This is a genomic window from Flagellimonas chongwuensis (assembly GCF_013376415.1).
Lineage (GTDB): Bacteria > Bacteroidota > Bacteroidia > Flavobacteriales > Flavobacteriaceae > Flagellimonas > Flagellimonas chongwuensis.
In genome coordinates this window covers 494487-517437 of the sequence record NZ_WYET01000001.1, presented here as the reverse complement: position 1 = coordinate 517437, position 22951 = coordinate 494487, and the positions used below count along the sequence as shown (strand labels likewise).

Annotated in this window: 15 protein-coding genes; 3 read left to right on the top strand and 12 right to left on the bottom strand. The window is 43.0% G+C overall.

Features of this window, described 5'->3' with window-relative positions:
- Positions 1-30 precede the first annotated feature (30 nt).
- The 9 genes from GUA46_RS02240 to GUA46_RS02200 all read right to left on the bottom strand — a co-directional run bounded on the left by GUA46_RS02240 (position 31) and on the right by GUA46_RS02200 (position 17955).
- On the bottom strand, positions 31-2469 hold the full coding sequence (locus GUA46_RS02240; RefSeq protein ID WP_176619122.1) for an ABC transporter permease: 2439 nt from the start codon (positions 2467-2469) through the stop codon (positions 31-33).
- Positions 2470-2491: 22 nt separating this feature from the next.
- Positions 2492-4924 (bottom strand): ABC transporter permease, encoded by a 2433-nt coding sequence (locus tag GUA46_RS02235; protein ID WP_176619121.1) that lies wholly within the window; start codon positions 4922-4924, stop codon positions 2492-2494.
- 21 nt (positions 4925-4945) lie between these two features.
- Complete coding sequence (locus GUA46_RS02230) at positions 4946-7312, bottom strand: ABC transporter permease (RefSeq protein ID WP_176619120.1); 2367 nt, start codon at positions 7310-7312, stop codon at positions 4946-4948.
- 10 nt (positions 7313-7322) lie between these two features.
- Positions 7323-9722, bottom strand: a complete 2400-nt coding sequence (locus tag GUA46_RS02225) for an ABC transporter permease (protein ID WP_176619119.1) — start codon at positions 9720-9722, stop codon at positions 7323-7325.
- 24 nt (positions 9723-9746) lie between these two features.
- Positions 9747-12164, bottom strand: coding sequence for an ABC transporter permease (locus tag GUA46_RS02220; protein WP_176619118.1), 2418 nt, complete (start codon positions 12162-12164; stop codon positions 9747-9749).
- 24 nt (positions 12165-12188) lie between these two features.
- Positions 12189-14570 (bottom strand): ABC transporter permease, encoded by a 2382-nt coding sequence (locus tag GUA46_RS02215; protein ID WP_176619117.1) that lies wholly within the window; start codon positions 14568-14570, stop codon positions 12189-12191.
- A 30-nt stretch (positions 14571-14600) separates the two neighbouring features.
- On the bottom strand, positions 14601-15296 hold the full coding sequence (locus GUA46_RS02210; RefSeq protein ID WP_108245939.1) for an ABC transporter ATP-binding protein: 696 nt from the start codon (positions 15294-15296) through the stop codon (positions 14601-14603).
- Positions 15297-15361: 65 nt separating this feature from the next.
- Positions 15362-16612, bottom strand: coding sequence for an efflux RND transporter periplasmic adaptor subunit (locus GUA46_RS02205; RefSeq protein ID WP_176619116.1), 1251 nt, complete (start codon positions 16610-16612; stop codon positions 15362-15364).
- Positions 16613-16620: 8 nt separating this feature from the next.
- Entirely contained in the window at positions 16621-17955 is a 1335-nt protein-coding gene (locus GUA46_RS02200) for a TolC family protein (protein ID WP_176619115.1), read from the bottom strand.
- Positions 17956-18159: 204 nt separating this feature from the next.
- On the opposite strand from GUA46_RS02200, the gene GUA46_RS02195 reads away from it, so the two are divergent.
- The 3 genes from GUA46_RS02195 to GUA46_RS02185 are packed head-to-tail and all read left to right on the top strand — an operon-like array spanning position 18160 to position 21325.
- Positions 18160-19518 (top strand): sigma-54-dependent transcriptional regulator, encoded by a 1359-nt coding sequence (locus GUA46_RS02195; protein WP_176619114.1) that lies wholly within the window; start codon positions 18160-18162, stop codon positions 19516-19518.
- 3 nt (positions 19519-19521) lie between these two features.
- Entirely contained in the window at positions 19522-20874 is a 1353-nt protein-coding gene (locus GUA46_RS02190; protein WP_176619113.1) for a sensor histidine kinase, read from the top strand.
- A 7-nt stretch (positions 20875-20881) separates the two neighbouring features.
- The gene (locus GUA46_RS02185) at positions 20882-21325 is read left to right on the top strand and encodes a 3-oxoacyl-ACP synthase (RefSeq protein WP_176619112.1); all 444 of its coding nucleotides are present in this window, start codon (positions 20882-20884) and stop codon (positions 21323-21325) included.
- Here the strand turns inward: GUA46_RS02185 and GUA46_RS02180 are convergent.
- From GUA46_RS02180 to GUA46_RS02170, 3 genes are all read right to left on the bottom strand, one after another.
- Entirely contained in the window at positions 21322-21939 is a 618-nt protein-coding gene (locus tag GUA46_RS02180) for an MCP four helix bundle domain-containing protein (RefSeq protein WP_176619111.1), read from the bottom strand. The two genes, GUA46_RS02185 and GUA46_RS02180, sit on opposite strands and share 4 nt — an antisense overlap.
- Before the next feature lie 151 nt (positions 21940-22090).
- Entirely contained in the window at positions 22091-22450 is a 360-nt protein-coding gene (locus GUA46_RS02175) for a hypothetical protein (protein WP_108245671.1), read from the bottom strand.
- A 43-nt stretch (positions 22451-22493) separates the two neighbouring features.
- A complete protein-coding gene (locus GUA46_RS02170) occupies positions 22494-22910 on the bottom strand; it encodes a GreA/GreB family elongation factor (protein ID WP_159075793.1) in 417 nt (138 codons plus the stop codon).
- Positions 22911-22951: the final 41 nt, after the last annotated feature.

The following is a 22951-nucleotide window of genomic DNA, read 5'->3' as shown; positions in this document are numbered from 1 at the left end:
GGTTCCTGTTATGTTTTGATTTCTTTTTAACTACTCGTTCCTTAAACTCTCAATAGGGTTTATATTGGCCGTTTTATAGGTTCTTGCTCCCGTAACCAAAAGGGCCACCACGGCCATCCCGATTCCACTGGTCAAGAAAACCCACCAACTTAGCTCTGTCTTGTAAGCGAAACTTTCTATCCATTCTTGGACCAAGTACCACGATATAGGTACTGCAATGGCGAAGGCAACACCTACCAAAATCAAAAACTCCTTGCACAACAAAATGTTCAGTTGGGCTAGATTGGCACCCAACACTTTACGCACCCCTATTTCCTTTACTCTGCGTTCCGTGGTATAGACTACGAGGCCCATTAGTCCCAAACAACTGATCAATATGGCCAGTCCCGTGGCCCATTTTAAAAGTTGGACAGCGCTTTTCTCCTGTCTGTAAAATCCTTTTACCGTTTCATCCATGAACCTAACTTCCAACTCCTCATCCGGATAAACGGAAACTAAAACTTCCTCCACTTCATCAACAATTTGGGTCCACCGTTCGGGATTGTTGCCCAAATCAAAATGGATACCGTCAAACCCTCTGCTATAGTGCCCTCTAACGGCCAAAGGCCTTATTTCGGACCGTAATGATCTTTGGTTAAAATCTTTCATCACCCCAACTATGGCAATTTTTACGGTATCCAACTTTACCGAGGTTCCAACCACTTCTTCCGGGTTTTGGAAACCAATGGCCCGTGCAAATGTTTCGTTCACCACGTACTCGTCTATACTATCGTTCAACCTTTCCCTGCCGGCAATCAGCGGGATTCCGTAGGTTTTTAAATAGGATATGTCACCTGTCAAAATTTGCGCTTCTTGATGCGTTTCATTGCCATCTTTATAGTAGGAAAGTATGGTTGATGACATATTGTTGGAGGCAGGCGGATTATCGCCCCAGCTTACTTGGGAAAGTCCCTTTATATTCTTTATCTGATTGAATACCCTTTCCTTCTTAATCTGGGACCTATCATTCCAAGGCAAGTTTACATATGCGACCGCCTCTGTTTTCATTCCCATGTCCTTCTGCATTAAAAAATGTAATTGTTTTGCGACCAAGAAGGTCGCGATTACAAATACCTGGGCCACCACAAACTGGAAAACAGTAAGGGTCTTGCGCAACCGAACTCCTTTGTCCCCTTTTGAGAACTGCCCTTTAAGCACCGAAACAGGCTTAAATTTGGACAGTACAAAAGCTGGATAAAATCCAGAAAGCAGACACACTAAGAGCATCAAAAGTAATATGCCAAATATGCCCTCGGCACTGTACAATACCGATAGGTCTATCCCGCTTGGAAGAAAATCCTTGAACTGGCGCAAAAGAAATGGAGCCATCACAAGTGACAGTACCGTCGCCAATAAAGTCAATATAAAAGTTTCACCGAAGAATTGTCGCACCACTTGTTTTTTGGAGCTTCCCAGTGTTTTCCTGATGCCTATTTCCTTAGCTCGCGTAAGTGCCTGCGCAGAGTTTAGATTGATGAAATTTGCACAGCCCAACAACAATAGGAAAAGTGCTATAAAAGCAAGACTTTTCAATACCTTCATGTTGGCCACATGATTAGAATTATTGAATGGGTAATCGCCATGCTTTCCCCCAAAATGTATTTCTGAAAATGGCTGGATTCGGAACCACCTTTCGTCATTGACGGCCCAAGGCTCCCTATTTTTATGCTCTTTGGCCAATTCATCCAACCGAGATTGAATGTTCGGAACACTGGCCCCTTCACTTATCTTGAAAAAAAGTTGGTCTCCCGAACTTGTCCCGTTCCAGGCATCACTGGTCGTAAAATCACTTTCTCCGAACATTTTGGCGGAGGACAAGGACATAAATTCGGTAAACCTGAGGTCGCTATTTTGCTTAAGGTCATCCACTACGCCCATTACCTTCACATTAACAGAATCGTTATAGACCAAGGTTTGCCCAATTACCTCGTTGACATTCTTATGTGGAAAATATTTTTCCGCCTTAATCTTGGTCAATACTACTTGTGCGGGTTCGGAGAGTGCTGTTTGGTTATCTCCGGCCAACCAATTGTAATCAAAAATCTCAAAATAGGCCCCATCGGCCAATATGCCATTGTTCTCATTTCTGAACACCAGGTCTTGTGCCTTATTTTCGATGGTGGAGAAATAGGTGCTCATAAATGGAGCCGATACCTCTACGCCCGAAATTCCGTTCTTGAACTCTTTCATTAAGGGAACGGAGACACCTCTGTTTGAAAACTCATTCTCTCCGGATTCAAAAAGAGTAGTGACCCGGTATATCCGATCTCCATCTTTATGGAATGTATCAAAAGAAAAATCAAAATAAACTATGGCACCGATAACGATAGATGAACACAGACCAATGGAAAGCCCAATTACATTTATAAAAGAGAACAATTTGTTCTTTAAAATACTTCTCCAAGCTACTTTTAAGTTGTTGAAAAACATGGCATTTGGTTATGGTTAGTGTTTATTCGGTCCTAAGGCTCTTTACCGGGTTCACGATAGCAGCCTTTATACTTTGATAACTCACGGTCAATAGGGCTACTCCCACGGCCAACAGGGCCGATAGTGCAAAAATCCACCAAGGGATGTCTATTCGGTATGAGAAGTCCTCCAACCATCGGTTCATGGCATACCAACCAAGCGGTAACGCTATAAACACGGCAAGGCCAACGAGCTTTAAAAAGTCCACCGATAATCGGTAAACAATTTGGCCAACACCTGCACCCAATACTTTTCTCACCCCGATTTCCTTTACCCGTTTTTGAGCATTGAAAGTGGCCAAGCCCAAAAGTCCCAAACATGCTATAATGATGGAAAGCACTGTGAAAATCATAAAAATCCGCCCTAAGCGCTGTTCCGCATCGTAACTGGAATTAAAAGAATCATCCATAAAATAATGGTCAAATGGCTGAGTCGGTGCCATATCCCGCCAAATGTTTTCAATTTGCGCAACGGTCTGGGAAACATCTCCGCCATTTAATTTAATGGCCAGGTTACTGGCAAATTCACCCCCATGGAAAAGGGCCAATGAGCCCACCTCATCCCTAAGTGTTTCGTAATGGAAATTCTTTACAACGCCTATTACGGTGCTTAACGATCCATTCTGAAAATCATTGACAAATTGGGTTCCGATGACACTTTCAGGGGTTTTTCCCAAGACGGCCACTGCTTTTTCATTAAGAATTACGGCCGAGGAATCCGTAGCGAATCTGTCCAGATCAAAAGCTCTACCGGAAACCAATGACAGTCCGATGGTGGATAGATAATCATCATCCACCGTCCATTGTTGCATATTGATGGATTTCTCCTGACTACGATCTTCTGCCAACATGTAGGTTCCGCTGCTTCGTGAAGATGGGGTGGGCAGATAACTGCTCAATGTGGCGGTATTTACCTGGCTGAGGCGAACCACCGCATCTTTAAATGCCTGCCTTTTTCCTTCCAGACCGTTGACGCCGCCAATTATCAATACTTGGTTTTTTCCATAACCAAGATCCTTGCCCTGTATAAATCGTAATTGTTGAAAAACCGTAAGCGTTCCCATGATCAAGAATACGGAAATGCTAAATTGGAGTATGACCAGGGCATTTCTTATCCTTCCTCCACCTATGGAGTTGTCCCCTTGGCCTTTCAATACTTTTGCGGCAACAAAACGGGACATAAAGAATGCGGGGTAACTTCCAGAGAAAAGACCAAGGACCAAGGCTGCCATGATCAAAATCAACCAAAATATAGGGCTGGCATAGGGGATGGACAACTCTTTGCCCGCTAGGTCGTTGTACAGTGGCATAGCCAAGGATGCGATGATCAAAGCAAAAATTAATGAGCCCAAGGCAATTAGTCCAGATTCTGTCAAAAATTGACCTATTAAACCACTGCGCTGGGATCCCAATGTTTTACGGATGCCTACTTCTTTGGACCGTTTAAGGGAATGTGCCGTGGAAAGGTTCATAAAATTGACGCTTGCCAGCACCAAAAGGATCAAAGCGATTGCTCCCAAAATATATACATTTTTGATATCGCTAACCGTGCTGAATTCCGGGTTTCTTTTGGAGTATAAGTGAATGTCCATTAACGGAATGGTGGAGTAGTTCACATAATTACCGGAATCCAAGAACTGTTGTTCCGTTATCCCGGGGAAAAACCGTTGCGCATATGGAATCAGATACTTGCCGACCATGGCCTGCATCTCACTTTGTATATCTGTGCCCTTGGCTCCGGGCACCAATTTCACAAAAGTGTAATAATTATGGTTTCCCCATTCTGCAAGTTGTGCATCTTCATATCCTGCCATGGATAAGAAAATGGGCTTGTCCCTAAAAATGGAGTTTTTGGGCAGATCCTCCAATACTCCGGTCACGGTAAAAACTTCATCATCATTAATAACCAAGGTTTGCCCTACTGCTTGATCAATTGGAAAATGCTTTTCTGCTGCCGTACGCGTAATGACCAGCGTGTTCGGCTCTGCCAAAGCGGTGCGTTCATCTCCATAAAGAAGTTGGATTCCGAACATTTTAAAAAAAGTTGAATCCGCATAAGACACAAAAGATTCCCGTACGTTGTCCGTGGCCTCTTGTTCACGGATAAAAACACTCCCAATACTCCTGAACCTTGTAGCCATTTCCACTTGGGGAATGTCGTTCACCAATGCTTCCGCCATTGGTGCCGATACCTCAGATGTGTTTTCTACAGTGCCGCCGAATTTCATATCTGCATTTATTCGGTAAATGTGTTCCGCATCCGTGAACATTTTATCGTGGCTCAGGTCATCATATATATAAAGGCAGAGCAAAAGCCCACCAGCCATTCCAATAGCTAATCCAAATATGTTGAGGAAGGTGAAGAATGGCTGCTTTTTTAGGCTTCTCCAAGCGATTTTTATGTTGTTTTTGAACATGGTTCTCGTTTTTTGATGATGTTATTCCGTTCTTAGGCTCTTTATCGGGTTTGTGGTTGCCGTTTTGATGGATTGAAAACCAATGGTAGCCAAGGCCACTGCCAAGGTTCCTACTCCTGCCAAAACAAATATCCACCAAGATATAGGGGCCTTGTATGCAAAATTTTCCATCCATTTGTCCATAAACCAATAGGCGAAGGGTGACGCTATGCAAATGGCCAAAAGCACCAGTTTTAGGAAATCCTTGGACAATAATGTGGCTACGTTTTCCACCGATGCGCCCAAAACCTTCCTAATTCCTATTTCTTTTCTTCGCTGCAAGGCCGTAAACGTGGCCAAGCCGAAAAGTCCCATTACTGCAATCAAAATGGCAAAGCCCGTAAATGCCCCAAAAATCTTTGCCAACCGGTCTTCTGCTTTATACTGTGAGTCAAACACATCGTCGAGAAAGTAATACTCGAACGGCTGCTCGTTTTCATACTTCTGATAGATGATCTTCAATTCATCTAGTATTGTTGGAATATTGGTTTTAGGACCTACTTTGGCATAAAGCACCCCTCCCTGTTCAAGCCAAGCGTATGAAGGATCGTTTTTTACAAACAGGGATAGAGCTCCTATCTTGTGGTGTAACGAGGAGTAATTAAAATCTTTTAAAACCCCTTGGATTTCATACCTGTCATTAATTTTTTGATGAATAGGATTATCTTTTAAGCTTAATCTGGCAACAGCAGCTTGATTAATGATTACTGCAGACTTGTTCCCCATTTGGGCAATAGAATCCTTAGGCGGTATGGCCCAATCAAGCCCCATCATCGAAATAAAGTCTTTGTTAATGGTAAGGGTTGGCAAGAAAATCATCTCATCACCAGTATCGCTTTGGGCACTCATCATATTATGGCCCTTGTAAAGCGGTAAAATACCAGAGGTAGTTTCCACAATTTCCGAAAGGGAACTCACCTCTTCTTGAAAAGCTCCGAAGTGTTTGCCCAGGTTTCCGGAAAAAGGCAGCATTACAATATTTTCCCTGTCCACGCCCGTATCGGCATGCCTGAAAAAATCAAGTTGCCTATCCATCACCAATGCACAGATTATGAGTACTACGGATATACTGAACTGGAAAACAGTAAAGAACTTTCTTAGGGCTACTCCCCCTTGCTGTTTACTCATTTTTCCTTGTAATACCACAATGGGTTTAAACGATGAAAGTAGAATAGCGGGGTATGCCGCTGCCAAAAATATGGTCAGTAACAGAAGCAGTAAAAGTGACAGCAACATTTCGGGACTGTAGATGAAAGCTTTGTCCACTTCTACACCTAGAAGCTCAAAGAATTTGGATTGCGTGGTAAGGCATAAAAAATAACCGAAAACGAACGATATGACCGTATAAAGCGCGGATTCAAAATAGAATTGTTGCGCAATGGCCTTTCTGGGCGCTCCCATTACTTTTCTTACGCCAACTTCCTTTGATCGTGTCGTAGAACGGGCAGTGGATAAGCTTGCGTAGTTTACCAGTGCCAATATCAAAATCAAAAGGGCCACCAATGGAAATATTCTGATGTATTTGTTTTTGGCCCAGTCCTCACCTAGGTGCAAGCTACGTAATGGCTTCAATAAATACTTTTTTTGAAGGTCATCACCTGAGTTCTTTCCAATGGAATTTAACAGGCTTGCTTCCACCATTTTAGGGTCGGCCAATTCATCCAACAGAAAAAGTGTGGTGAAGTTCGAGTACCCTTGTTCAATATCCTCCTTATACTTTTCAATTCTCAACATACTGGAAATGGGCATGATAAAATCAAAATGTATACTTGAGTTAGAAGGTGGGTTTTCGGCAACGCCCGTAATGGTAAAAAGCATATTGCCAAAAAGCTGTAACGACTTCCCAATTGGGTCGGCATCTGCAAAATACTTTGTGGCTATCCTTTCGGAAATAACCATACTGTTCGGGTTAATCAAAACCTCCCTCTTATTGCCATTTGTAAGATTAAAGCTGAAAAACTCAAAAAAGTTAGGGTCGGCGAACAAAATATTATCCTCGGAAAACTTTAATGAAGGGGTCTCGGTATTGGTGACCAAAACATTTTCAGAAATCTTTTGGTACCTTAGGTATTCTTCAATTCCTGCTACACTTATTTTACTTTTCGGACCTTCAGAATAATCCAAATATGGAATGTAGATGGGGTCTTTGCCAAAGGTCATCTCCGTTTCGGCCTGGTAAATGTTGTCTGCATTACCATGAAACTTATCATAGCTCAACTCATGTCCAACATATAGAACTATCAGCATACATGCGGCAAGCCCCATGGATAGGCCGACAATGTTTATACTTGAATAACCCTTGTTCCTAATGAGTCCTCGCCAGGCTATTTTTAGATAGTTCTTAATCATGATTCTGTTCTTATTCCGTTCTTAAACTTTTGACCGGGTTGGATTTTGCCGCACGTATGGCCTGAAAACTAACTGTGAGTACCGTTACCGCTAGAGCTCCGAGCATGGCCAAGCCAAAAATCCACCATTTCAAAATCACTCTGTACGGATATTCTTGTAGCCATCCGTTCATCACATAATAAGCTATGGGCACTGCAATAAAACATGAGATTATGACCAATTTTAAAAAGTCCTTGGACAACATGTTCCAGACATTAAATACCGAGGCACCCAGCACTTTTCGGACACCTATCTCCTTGGTGCGTTGTTCGGCCACAAATGAGGTAAGACCAAAGAGGCCCAAACAGCTTATTAAAATGGCAAGTGCAGTGAAAATACCGGATAGGGTTCCTATTCGTTCTTCAGATGCAAATTTCTCAGCGTATTCCTCGTCAACAAAATCGTATTGAAAGGGAATGTTCGGAAAATGCTCTTTAAATACTCTTTCGATTACTGCAATGTTCTGGCTGGCACTCTGTGACGGATTCAATCTCATATTGTAATAGGAAGAATTACCGTATTTATCAAAAACATACATACCTTGCTTTACTGGTTCGTACGGCGATTGTGCGATCATGTCCTGCACCACACCTATTATCTTTAATGGTGGCGAAGGGTCTTCCTCATCATCGTCTTTAATAAATTTTCCAATTGGGTTCTTGAGCCCCATATATTTCACGGCCGATTCATTTATCAGCACGGCATTGGAGTCCGAGGGGAATTCCCGTGAAAAATCTCTTCCCTCCACAATCTTTAAGTTGAGACTTTTGGCATATTCAGGAGACACTTCGGTCCATGCCAGGTCTTCTTGGAAACCTTCCGGTTTGCCCTCCCAAACAAATCCACTCCGGTTGGACCAAATGTTAGTTGTCGGGGCACTGGAAGTGGACATTTCCACAATTGCGCCCGAATTGATGAATTCTTCCCTCATCAATTCAAACTTGCCGGTAAAATCCTGACTCATCGTTGGAATCTGTACCAGACCCTCCTTATCGTACCCAATGGGCCTGTTTTTTGCAAAATTGATCTGTTGCATTACAATCACGGTTCCGATGATGAACGCTACGGAAACCGTGAACTGGACCACGACCAATATCTTTCTTGGTAAACCGGAATGCTTGCCTGCCTTAAAGGTTCCTTTTAAAACATCCACTGGTCTAAACGAGGATAAATAAAGAGCGGGGTAGCTACCTGCCAAAAGGGCGGTGACCGTTATGAAGAGCAAAGAAACTCCCCAAAATGCGAGGGAGCTCCAAGGGAAGGATATCTCCTTTCTTGCCAAATTATTGAACCCGTTCAGCGAGGCCACAACAATCAATACAGCAATTAAAAAGGCAAACGATACCACCAAAAATGATTCGCCCAAAAACTGGTTGATCAATTGGGAACGTTGAGATCCAATGGATTTTCTGATTCCCACCTCTTTTGCCCTTTTTTCCGAACGGGCGGTGCTCAGGTTCATAAAATTGATGCAGGCCAAAAGCAGCACAAATCCTCCGATAATTCCGAACAACCAAACATATTTAATTCTGCCACCTGCTTGCTTCCCGTTTTCGAAATTGCTACGGAGGTGCCAATCCTTCATTGGAAATAGAAATAATTGAGTGTTGAATTCCCTTGAGTTTTCGTTTAGCTTCTGTTTTACTTCCAGAATTTTTGAGGTAACGGATTCCATGGTTGTATTATCCGCAATTTGGACAAACATTTGAAACGAATTGTTCCCCCACTGATCTTCGGCATTTTTGATCCATTCGTTCACCGAGACATATTTGTCCCATGGCATAATGAACTCGGTGTCGTTAAAAGAGGCATTGAAAGGAAGATCCTCGTAAACTGCCGTAACCATCATATCGTATTGGCTGTTGACCTCGATTACCTTCCCGATTGGTTCCTCATCACCAAAAAGTGCTTTGGCGGTGGACTCGTTCAACATTATGGAGTTGATTTCCCGAACACCGTCCCTTTCTCCCTTCAAAATTTTTATATCAAGGATTTCGGGAGCTTCCCGCTGCATAAAATTGCCTTCACGTGAGATGCTTGTTTCCTTATATTTTAAATATTGAGAGGTGGTCCAAGAAGACATCACCAAATACTCAAAATTATCCATATAACCATCCCTGAAAGCTTTCTCCAATGGCCTTGGGATAGCGGGCCCGGTTCCGGTTTCACCATTGAACGTTTGTGACTGGAATATTTGGGCAACTTTGTCCTTTTTGGTGTTGTAATTGTTATAGCTCAGCTCATCTTGCACCCACAGGCCAATAATGAGCGTTACCGCCATGCCCAACGCAAGGCCTCCAACGTTGATTATGGTGTAACCCTTGTTCTTGGCAAGGTTTCTCCAGGCGATTTTGATATAATTTTTTAGCATGATTGATGGTGTTTTTTGATTGATTTATTCATTGCGCAGACCTTTGGTCGGTTGTAAAAAGGCGGCCCCTATGGACTGATAGCTGATGGTTAGTACGGCAATGCACAGGGCGATGACCCCTGCCATTAAAAAAACTTCCCATCCAATACTGATTCGGTAAGCGAAACCTTCCAACCACCTGTTCATAAAATACCAGCCAATAGGTGTGGCAATCGCAATTGAAATGATGATAAGTTTCAGAAAGTCAAAAGTGAGCAGTTTGTAAATATTTTGGAAAGGCGCGCCAAGTACTCTTCGAATACTTATTTCCTTTCTTCGTTGTTCTACCATAAATGCTGATAGCGCAAATAGACCCAGACAAGCCACAAAAATGGCAAATAGGGCAAAACTGTTGAATATTTTGCCCATTCGCTGTACATCTTCATGCATTTGGGCAAATTCCTGCTCCAGAAAAAAATAGTTGAGTGCTTGATTTGGGACATTTCTGTTCCAAACCTGTTCAATGGCAGCGAGCGCATCGGTCGGGTTTCCTTTTTCAAGTTTTACCGAAACAGCTCCATTGTCCTTTCCGATGACTAATGACAATGCGGAGATATCCTCTTTCAAGGATTTAAAATGAAAATCCTCTATCACCCCTATAATCTCAAAAACTTGGCTGTTGTTGTCCAATTTTTTACCGATTGGATCCTTTAGACCAAGCTCTGTGGCCATTTTGTTATTGATGACTATCGAATTGATGGAATCGTAGGCAAAGTCCTTTGAAAAAGTCCTGCCCTTATCCAATTGGATTCCCAAGGTTTCGGTATAGCCATAGTCAACCTTCCAAATCTGTGCAGCTACACCTCTTCCTCCATCATCCTGGCCATCGACCATAAAGGTGTTACCATTTCGGCTCCCTCCATCAATGGGCAAATAGTTGGTGGATGTCACGCTTTTCACCTGGGATAATGATGATAATTGCTCTTTAAAGGATTCTATTTTGTTGTCAAGAATATGGGTGCCCTCGAGTACTACCACACGTTCCTTGTCGTACCCCAATTCCTTGCTCACGATATAATCCATTTGCCGGTAAATAATCAACGTGCCAATGATCAAAATTACCGAAGTGGTGAATTGAAAGATGACCAATCCACTACGTAACCTTCCGCTTTTGCTGCCCACACTCAAAGTCCCCTTGAGAACATTTGCAGGTTTAAATGCCGAAAGATAAAATGCCGGATAAATTCCTGCCAGCACACCCACAAATAAGGCTGCAACGAGCAATGTGGGTGCGAACCACCAATCGGTCCATGGCAATTCAATATTTTTTGAAGCAATTTCATTAAAGAACGGCAACAGTCCCCAAGCCAAGAGCACTCCCAGTACAAACGAAATAATACTGAACATCACAGATTCGGTCAAAAATTGGTTGACCAAACTGTTCCTAAATGCACCAATGGTCTTTCTTAAACCCACCTCTTTGGCCCTATTGGCAGATTTTGCAGTGGAAAGATTGATAAAATTGATAATGGCCAAAAGCAATACAAAAATAGCTATGGCCGCAAAGAGCCATACAAACTTGACATCGCCATGCTTCAATCCATCCTGCATTTTAAGATCCGATTTCAGATAAATGTCCGTCACCGGTTGCAGTTTGTACTCAGCGGTCCGCAACACATCTATAAAACTGGCCGAGCGGCCCCTTTCCATTTGCGCCGGAATAATGTATTTTTCAACAATTGAGGACATTTTTTGTTCCAATTCATCAATATTGGTGTTCGGATTCACCAATACATAGGTAAAATAGTTCTGATTCGTCCAGCTTCCATTGGTGTCCTCCACGGGAAGCATAAAATCAAAATCAAGATGTGAATTCTCCGGTATATCTTTCATGATACCTGTAACGGTATAGGGATTTGAGGTATCGTTGTCCAAGAACACAAGCTGTTCCAAAGCATTGCCGCTGGGAAAATATTTATCCGCTTTGGATTTGGAAATCACGATACTTTTAGGGTTGGTCAATGCTGTTGTCGGGTCTCCCTGTTCCAGCTCGATTTCCAATATTTCAAAAGCCTCTTGATCCGCAACAATAAAGTTCTCCTCAAAAGTATTCTCTTGAGTACCGTTTATCCTAAAACCTCGCTTGCCCGCACCAAAAATTTCAATGGTGTTCACTTTTCCAGCCTTGGTTATTTCTGCAAAATCAGATTGGAGTGCATCGGCAAAAGGCAGTTGAAAATGAGTGCTCTTCATTACCTCTCCTTGAATCTCTCCTTGGAACACCACTCGGTATATGTGGTCTTTGTTTTGGTAATGGGTATCATAACTGGATTCATTACCGATGAAAAGAGTGATTAAAAGGCATGCCGCTATGCCCACGGCAAACCCTCCTATCTTTATAAACGTAAAGAGCTTATCCTTTTTAATGCTTCTCCATGCAATATTTAGGTGGTTTTTGAACATGTGATTGATGATTTTCGATTGATTTTATTCGGCTCTCAGACTCTTGGTCGGGTTGGTCAAAGCCGCCCTGATGGATTGAAAACTTACGGTCAACAGGGCAATGCCCAGTGCAATGGTTCCTGCAAGAGCGAACAACCACCATTGCATATCGATTCTATAGGCAAACCCCTGCAACCAGTTTTCCATGGAAAAATAGGCCACCGGAAAACCTATGAGCAAGGCAATGAGCACCAGCTTGGCAAAATCCATGGACAGCATTTGGCTTATCTTGCTTACAGAAGCCCCCAATACTTTTCGAATACCGATTTCCTTTCTTCGCTGTTCCGCCGTGTAGGCCGCAAGTCCAAAGAGGCCCAGTGCTGCTACAAAAATGGCCAGTATACAGAATATGACACTGATCTGTCCCGCCCGTTTTTCGCGTGCATACATCCTAGCGATATTTTGGTCCATAAAGGAGTAATTGAAATCTAAATTGGGAACAACCCTGGTGAAAGTGCTTTTTAGATCAGCAACCGTATTGGCCAAATTCCCGGATTTAAAACGTACCAGCATGAACGATTTGCCTTCACTTGGATTGTTGTGGAATGCATAGGCCCCGATGGGTTGGTGCAGCGATTCGTAGTTGAAATCATCGACCACCCCGACAATGGTATTGGGCTTTCCGATATAAACTTCTTTTCCAATGGCCTCTTCAGGGGAAAATCCCAAATAATCGATGGCTTTTTTGTTCAACACGACTTCCACCAATGTATCTTTTTCGCTTTTGTACATCGGCAAGCTACTGCCCGCCAAAAGATGCAGTTTAAGAGCGTCCACAATACCTGCATCGGTGACATTGGTCTGAATGTTCAAGCCCTGTTCGTCCGAGCCTTTTCTTTTAAGGGTTCGTCCACTGACATCTCTGCCCGGATATCCTTGGGCCATGGATACTGCTGTAACTTCTGAAAGGTTTTTGAACTCTTGTTCCAAGGCATCACGATTGTCGTTGTCGCGCAATCCACCCACAGAAATTGCCATAACGTTGTCAGCGGTAAAGCCAAGGTTTTTGTTCTGGATGTATTTCGTTTGTTGATAGATGACCATTACTCCTACAATCAACGCAGTGGAGGCCGCGAACTGCATCACCACCAAGCCTTTTCTTATCATTACGTTGCCCTTTCCGCGCTTTAATGACGGGGACAGGATTTCTTTCGGCAAAAACCGGGACAGGTACATGGAAGGATATAGCCCTGAAAACAATGTCGTTATGGTCCAAACTCCCAACGCTGCCAGTAAAAAAGTTGGGGTGAGCAACAAGTTCATGTTCAAGTGTTGATTCGTCAGGCTGTTAAAGCTTGGCAACAATAACATGGTCAAAGCGATGCCCAAAACCATGGAAATGCCCGTAATGAATCCGGTTTCCACATAAAACCGACCTACCAACGATTCTGAGGATGCCCCCAAGGTTTTGCTGATCCCCACTTCCTTGGAACGTTTTTGGGAACGTGCCGTGGTAAGGTTCATATAATTGACACAGGCTATCAATAGGATTAAAATGGCCAGATAGGTAAGGTTGCGTACTTCGTGGATATCGCCGATCCTAGAAGAATATGCGTTTCCATAGGAGGCTGAATACAAGTGTACCTTGCTCAATGGCTGTAAACCGAAAGAGTACCATTGTTCCTTCTTTGGGAGGTTTGCATCCAACATTTGGCCTATCTGTGTTTGGGTGGCATCCACCGAAACGTTCTTCTTTAACAGACAATAGGTTTCAAAACTGGCATTGCTCCACGACTTAGTATTATAGAACCAGTACCCATTGCTGGATGCCATGATCTCGGCATCCAAAGTGCTGTTTTCGGGAAAATCCCGGTATATCCCCGTTACCTCTAACTCACGGTCGTTATCGACCAGAATCGTTTTGCCGATCGGATTTTCATTGTTGAAATACGTTTTGGCCGCAGTTTCCGAAAGAATGACCGTACCCGGCCTGTCCAGAGCACTGCCCGCATCTCCCTCGACCAATTCGATGTCAAAAATGGTCAATAGCTCCTTGTCCGCCCAATAGAAAAATTCTTCGGTAAAATTTTGATCGTTTATGCGCAAGGAGGCAGGTCTTCCAAAATTATGTTTTAATAACCTTGCAGCACTTTTCACATTGGTTACCTCTTCTTTCATGGCCAAGGCGGTTACCGGTGGGACGGTAGCCCAGGTCTCAAAGCCGAAATCACCATTGGTCTTCAACAATACCCTTTGGATCCTGTCTTTTTTTGGGAACATGGAATCGAAGCTCCTTTCGTGGGAGATAAACAGAAAAAGAAGCATGACGATGGTCAACCCCATAGAAAGTCCAACAATGTTTATTGTTGAAAACAACTTGTTGGTCTTTAAGTTCCTCCAGGCTACTTTTAGGTGGTTCTTGAACATGTGATTGATTTTTTGATTGATGAAAAACTCCTATACCATACTTTTCATGGGCTTGTTTTGGCTTTCGGTCACAATTTGACCGTCGAACAGGTTGATCACCCTGTGTGCGTAATGCGAATCCCGGTCGGAGTGGGTTACCATTACAATAGTGGTCCCTTCTTGGTTGAGTTCCGTCAACAGGTTCATTACCTCGATGCCGTTTTTGGAATCCAGGTTACCGGTCGGCTCATCCGCCAAGATCAGTTTTGGATTGGTAACCACGGCTCTAGCTATGGCTACTCTTTGCTGCTGCCCCCCCGATAATTGCTGTGGAAAATGCTTTTCTCTATGGGCGATTTTCATACGCTCTAGCACTTTCTGCACTTTTTCTCTTCTTTCGGCCTTGTTCATTTTAAGATAGATCAAAGGAAGTTCCACGTTTTCAAAAACGGTGAGCTCATCAATCAGGTTAAAGCTCTGGAACACAAAGCCCAGATTGCCTTTTCGGAGTTGGGTGCGTTGACTTTCCTTTAATCCGCCGACTTCGTGACCTGCAAAATTATAGCTGCCCTGAGTAGGGTTGTCCAGCATACCTATAATGTTCAGCAGTGTTGATTTTCCACATCCGGAGGGGCCCATGATTGCCACAAATTCCCCTTCTTCAACCTTAAGGTTTACGCCATTTAGGGCCAAGGTTTCCACCTCTTCTGTTCGGAAACTTTTTTTAAGATCTGTAATTTTTATCATTGTAATGGTTGTTTGATTGCTTTTTAAAGACTGTTCATTCTTGATCATTGTTACATTTCTGCGGATTATTTTAATACAATCCGTTCTGCATCGCCAAAACTATCGTAGTTACTGGTAATGACCTGTTCTCCAGGCTGAAGACCCTCAAGGACCTCATAATATCTTGAGTTTTGTTTGCCCAATCGCACATTGCGCTTAATGGCCTCATTGCCATCGGGACTTACCACGAACACCCATTGTCCTCCCGTGCTTTGGAAAAAACCTCCTTTGGGAAGCAACATGGCATCGTTGGATTCGCCCAGTTGCAATCGTATGTTGTAGCTCTGACCTGCTCTTATGGTTTCGGGTTTTTCGTCCACAAAAACCAAATCGACCCTAAACCTGCCGTTCCGTACTTCGGGGTACACCTTGCGCAAGCGCAGTTTGTACTCGTTTCCATTTCGCTCCAAAGAAGCGGAAAGATCTCTCTTTACACGGTCAATATAATGCTCATCGATATCCGCTTCGATTTTAAAATCGGTCAGTACATTGATCTGGCCGATACGCTGTCCCTGAGAAATGTTCTGGCCTATCTCGGCATCCAAAAAGCCCAATTGGCCATCGGCCGGGGCTCGAACGTTCAAGTGGTCCAACCGCTCGTAGACCATGGACAATGTTTTCTGCATACGATCTAGGTCCGTATCCAGTCCCCTTAATGAGGTTTCTCTCAATTCATCATCCTGCTCGGTCTGTAACTTTACTATTTCGTATTGTTTTTGTGCCAATTCGTAATCTTCCTTGGATTTTAGGTATGTTTCTTTGGAAACCAATTCTTCTTCATATAGTTCTTTGTTCTGCTCGTAAGCTCGTTTTAAGCGTTGCACATCGTATTGTGCAGTGGCCAAGGATTTTCTGCCCTCCACTTGTCTGGAATCAAAAGTAAGTTTGGTGGAACGTAGATCGTTCTGTTTAAGGGCCAAGTTGCTTTCGCTTGCCAAAATTTGCTCGTACAGGGCCATGTTCTCCAATTTAAGAATAATGTCCCCTTGCTTGACCATGGAACCTTCCTCGATCAATTTTTCGGATACCCGGCCTCCTTCATAGGCATCCATATAAATGGTGGCGATAGGTGCCACGTTCCCATTTATGGTTATGTAGTCGTCAAATTTGCCGGCGGTCACCGAGGAGATGGACAAGCGATCCTTCTCTGTCCTAAAGGTGGACATGGAGCTGGCAAAAATCAACTTATAGCCAACGAACAAGAGCAATATGCCCAAAGCGATGTAGCCGTAATGCTTGAGTTTAAGTCCTTTCTTTTTCTCTAATTGTATATCCATGGTTTATTTTAGTTGATGTTAAATATGGGCAGACCGCTGTAAAAATCAATGGTACTTTGATTGACTTTTAACCTTAATCCCACCTGTAAGTTCTCGTTCTGTGCCACACCGAAAAGGTTCTTGGCCTGAAACAGTTCCAATGCATTGATCAATCCCTTTTCATATCTTTTTTGAGCTATGGTGAAGGCCAATTCCTGTGCATCGACCTTTTGTAAGCTCTGCTCATATTCCGCAATGAGTGCACGGTTGTCCTGAACTAATTGTTGCAACAGTTTGAACAGTTCCTGCTCTTGTATCTCAAGGTTGTTCTTTGCCTGCATGTAAGCTATCTTTTGCTGTTTTACCCTGGAGTGATTGGCCCAACCATTGGTAATCGGAATGTTCAACTGGGCACCGACAAACTTGGATTGGTTGTCGTTGAACTGGGTCTTAAATGGAATTACATTGCCATCCTCATCCACATTGGTCTCAAAATAACTGGTTCCGTAACCTGCAAAAAGGGATAAAGAGGGGAATAGGTCTCCCCTTGTGGCCTGCATCTGCTTTTTGGCCGCGGAAACACGATACTCCTGTGCTTTTACCAAGGGAACAAATCCGCGGGCCGACCGATACAGCGAATCCAAGGTCACTTCTTGGTTGGGTGAGGTCTCTTCAAGGGTTTCTTGGATCTCAATGTCCGTAGCGCCGATCAGGTTCATTTCTTGTAAAAGCACCAGTTTGGCATTTGTCAATTGGTTGCGGTTCTGGGTCAATAGAAACTTATCCCCCAAAAGATTGGATTCAGCTTCGTAAAGATCGGCCCCTGCCATCAATCCCAATTCTACTTGTTTTTCGACCAAATCGTAATTGGCCTGCGAAATTTCGAGCTGCTCCAAAGTATTGTTCACTAGGCCTTGAAAGAACTTGATATCGTAAAACGCACTCATCACCCTAAAGGCCAACAAGAACTTTTCCTGTAGAATGTCCTCTTGGGTTGCCTTATAAATAAATTTTGACGCTCTTATCGAATTCATTTTTTGAAAACCGCGGAACAGGTCCAAACTGGCATTAAGCGAATAGTTGTTGCTGAAGAATTCCGTGTTCACGTAATCGTTGGTCTGGGGGTCGGCAGACCTACCATATCGTATAGTATAGTCGGTAGAGCCGCTTACCGATGGCAACAGGTCACGTATGGACTGCCGATAAGATTCCTTGCTGGATTCATTGTTGTATGAGGTATTCTTTACCTGAAGGTTGTGTTCGATGGCATAATCCACACATTCTTCCAACGTCCATACTTCTTGGGAAAACCCAAGGAACGAAGCCAATAATAAAAAGGTTGTTATGTTTATTTTTAGATTCATAGTGTATTACTGTGCCAAACTGTATTCTATTCTTATGCCAAAATATTTTAAAATTGATTATCAGACAGTTACACTTGATAAAGTGTTCTCAAGATAAAACAGGTGTAAAAATTTTGTACAAAAAATGTCCAAATATTTTACAGTAAGGCAGACCATATTGAAGCAATTACTAGTTTTAGCTGTCCATTTGAATACTGTTATCCAATGATTGATGCCAAAATCTTAGTGGTCGATGATAATAAGAGTGTGCTGAGTGCTCTGGAAATTCTTTTACAGTTTGAGTATAAAAGTGTTCAAACCATCTTCAACCCCAACCAGATTTCTTCCTTTCCAAATCTTGAGGATATGGACATTGTATTGTTGGACATGAACTTCTCCGCTGGTGTCAACACCGGAAACGAAGGATTGTATTGGCTCAACGAAATTAAAAAAAGGTCCCCTAACACATCGGTAATTATGATGACCGCCTACGGGGCCGTTGATTTGGCGGTAAGGGCATTAAAACAGGGGGCTTCTGACTTTGTACTGAAACCTTGGAACAACGAGCGGTTGATGACCACGGTGAAATCTGCTTACGAACTTCGAAAATCGAAGCAGGAAATACACAACCTCAAGAAAAAGGAGAACAATTTAAAACAGGTCATTAATCAGGATCGTAATTTTATCATCGGCCAGTCCAAAGCACTGACCTCTGTGCTCAACCTCGTGGCCAAGGTTGCGAAAACCGACGTTAATGTGCTGATCACGGGTGAGAACGGCACTGGAAAAGAATTGATAGCCCGTGAGCTGCACCGTCTTTCCAACAGAAAAAATGAAGTTTTTATAAGTGTGGATATGGGCTCCATTGCTGAGAATTTATTCGAAAGCGAGCTTTTTGGCCATACCAAAGGTTCGTTTACCGATGCCAAGGAAGATCGAGCGGGCAAGTTTGAGGCCGCCCATCAAGGTAGTTTGTTCTTGGATGAAATCGGAAATCTTTCATTGCAGATGCAGGCCAAATTATTGTCTTCCATTCAGAACAAATCAGTGGTACGCGTAGGTTCCAACAAACCTATACAAGTGGATATAAGATTGATATGTGCGACCAACTGCAATTTGGAACAAATGGTTGCCGATGGACTCTTCCGGGAAGATCTAGTGTACCGTATCAACACCATTCATATTGAGGTGCCACCACTTCGCGAACGCGATGGGGACATTTTGGTGCTTGCCGATTTTTTCCTGAAAAAATTTGCTCACAAATACGATAAATCGGGCCTACGAATGAACCAGGCGTCCCAGGAGAAACTGATGGAATACCCCTGGCCCGGAAATGTACGGGAGCTGCAACATACCATGGAACGTGCCGTAATATTATCTGACGGCAACGTACTTAAACCATCGGATTTTTTGCTGCATGCCAAGCCCATGCAATCCATGGATAGCGAACCCATGACCCTAAATGAAATGGAGCAACAGATGATCAACAGGGCCTTGGAGCAGAACGAGGGAAACTATAGTGCAGCTGCGGAACAATTGGGTATTTCTCGCCAAACGCTCTACAATAAGTTGAAAAAAAAGTGATCTATGGCCAGTAGAAATTTTTATATACAACTTATTCTTCGGGTCATTTTTTTGACGCTGTCCGCCATAGGAATGGCTTTCTCCATGTCCTATAAATGGTATTTTGCCATGGCACTCTTTGTCCTTATTTTGGTGGTACAGGTATTTACATTGATTACCTTCATCAACCGGACCAACCGCAAAATCGCCTATTTTTTCGATGCCATTAAAAACGAGGATTTCACCCTTCGGTTTCCAGAAGGTGTTACCATTGAGTCTTTCAAAGAGCTGAACAAAAGTTTAAACCGTGTAAATGGCCTTATCCAACAGGTACACATGCAACTCCAGATACGGGAACAGTACTATCAAGAAATCCTAAAACAGGCGAGCATCGGTATCATGACCTATAATGAGAAAGGCCACATCCTGTTTGCCAACCCAACTTTGGAAAAATTATTGGATTACACTCCTTTGAACCATATTAAACAATTAAAGCAGGTTGATGAAAACCTCTACCAGATATTTAAAAATTTCAATCCCTTTGAACGAAAGCTCTTTCAATTGTCCAATGAGCGGGAACAAATTCAATTGGCACTCAAGTCCACACCGTTGATGTTGAACGGACAGTCCTTACAATTGGTCGTGGTACAAGATATCCATAAAGAGTTGGACGAAAAAGAAACCGAGTCTTGGGTACGGCTCATCCGTGTGCTGACCCACGAGATCATGAACACCATTACCCCTATCGCTTCCATTTCGGATTCCATCATAAAGTATTACCGAAAGGGTGACAAGATCACCCCAATGGAGGAGCTGGAGGAGGTTCAGATCAAAAACACCTTAAAGGGCCTGGAAGTGATCAAAGAGCAAGGAGGCGACCTGATGGACTTTGTACAATCGTACAGAAGCCTACTGCACGTACCGGAACCCAACAAGTCATTGGTCAAGGGAAAGGACCTTCTGGAAAAAATCGACGTACTGATGTCGGCCAGGTTGGTGGATGGGGAAAGTGAGTTCGCCACCGTTTGCCATCCAGAGGATTTGGAATTTTACATTGATGAGAAACAAATTTCCCAAGTACTAATCAATTTGGGAAAAAATGCTTTGCAAGCGGTAGAGTCAACAAACGCAGGAAAAGTACAAATGATTGCCGGAATTGATGAAAACGGCTCCAAATTCATAGATATTCGTGATAACGGCCCCGGTATTCCTCCTGAGGTGATGGACGAGATATTTGTCCCGTTTTTTACCACAAAGAGTGAAGGTACGGGAATTGGGCTAAGCCTTTCCAAAAGAGTGATGCAACTTCACGGGGGGAGCATCCAAGTACGTTCGGTTCCCGATTCGGAAACTGTTTTCCGACTTACCTTTGCATAACCAAATTATGAAAAAAGCACTATTGGAATTTTGTTGGAACTATGTGAACGAACGTTCGGAACGCCTTAAAAAACAGAGTGGGGAGCTACAGGAATCCTTGGGCTCCGAAACCAAAAGTTCAGCAGGGGACAAACATGAGACGGGTAGGGCCATGGTACAGTTGGAACAGGAAAAGCTCGGGCAACAATTACAGGAAATCGATACTACGCGCGGTATTCTCCGTAAAATCAATATTGACGGTAGTTCGGAGAAAATACGGCTGGGCTCCTTGGTACAAACCAGTATGGCACATTATTTTTTAGCTATTTCCGCTGGGGCTTTCACCCAAAATAATACGGTTGTGTACTGTATTTCCACAAATGCCCCTATTGCCAAATTGTTGTTGGGAAAAGAAAAAGGGAAGCGATTTACCTTTAATGGTAAACAACATGAGATATTGGAGGTAGATTAAGCCTCGTCTTCCACCAATTCCATATTGGGTTTATCACGATAAAAAACGATGATGAGAAAGAGTATCCCAATGATCACCAAAAATACAATTTCGATTCGGGACAGTAATTGGTTCATTCCTAAAGACCTTTTGGATTGCTGTGTCAGCTGTCTGCCCTCAGAAAGTTGAACCTCTACAAGTTCGTCCAGATTTGTACTGATGCTGTTCAAAACAGCAGTGATATCCTCTTCAGAAGCCTGGTCCTTCAAATGCTTCTCTTCCAAGGTTTTGAGTTCTGCGTAATTCTCTTTTAAGCTTGTTAATTGTAACGATTCCTCACGGGTCAAATCCGTCTTTTCGAAATCGGCCAAAATAGTCTTTATCTCAGGATATTGTGGAAGCGATTTTTCATCCAAGGAATTATATGCCAAGAACATTTCCTTTTCGTGAAACAGATTGTTCAGCCTATAAATATATTCCTGAACAACCAAGCGGTCCTCAAACACAGAATCCACTCCATGCTCCACTGTAGAAAAGTTTCGATTGTTCAACCGATTGGATGCAAGAACCAATAAAAATGCTGCTGCGAGTACAAAACCTGCATGAATTCGTTGTCTTATCGTTCTTTTTGGCATCCTTTCTGTTTTTTACATGAATTGTATTAAATAAAATATAAATGAATGATATTAAAATTTTTACGGGGATGCAAATCCGCCCAGCCATTAGCTAACCATTCTAATTGAGCAAACCTAATGCTTGAGGCGGGCGGATATCATCAATCAACTACTACAGTACATTGAGCTCACCGGACTCGAGAGCATCCTTTAAATCTGCTTTAACCACCGGGTGACTATTAAAAAATCTTTTTCCGTCCGTTTTCTTGATCTTTACAACAACGGTACCATCCTTTTTCTCTTTGATGTCGGTTACTACCACTTTGTTCCCAACCACTGTTTTATAGTTGGCAATGCCTCCTTTTTTAATGATGAAGTTTGCCCTCGGAAAGTCGATATGTTGAAATTGAGGTGCATCTGGACGGCCGATTTCCAGGACATCGCCAACCTTGATTTCTTGTGGGTTTGCACTTTGTGCATTGATATTTGTGGTAGCCACCACGAACAGAATTGCTAAAACTATAATTCTCATAACTATTTAATATTTAGGGTTTATAATTGTTTTTATTGTTTTCTTAAAAGTCAAAACTGGACAATAATTGGTGTGACTGTTCTACACCGATTATTTTAAAGGATTGTATATCAGATGGAAAACCAAACTGAATTTGATCTCCTACTGCAAGGCCGACCAAACTGGCACCAAAAGTGCTCACCACGGAAATCATGCTTTTCTTGAGATTTCCCCGTGTGGAAGGAACCAGCTGGAACGTTTGCTGGGCCCCCTGTGCAAATTCCACAGTGACCTTTGAATTTAAACGGACCACATCGTCCGGCATGTCCGACTCATCCTCTACCAAAGCCCCGTCTATCCTCTCGCCCAACTGTTCCAAGGCATCCTTATGGGCATAATCCTCATAATACCTATGAAAGTTCAGTATTCTTTTCAGCGTTAGATAATCCTTTTTCTCCATGATCAGGCTTCCGTATTTCATTTTCATTTCTTAACGGACGGGATACTAAAAACGGCATCCCT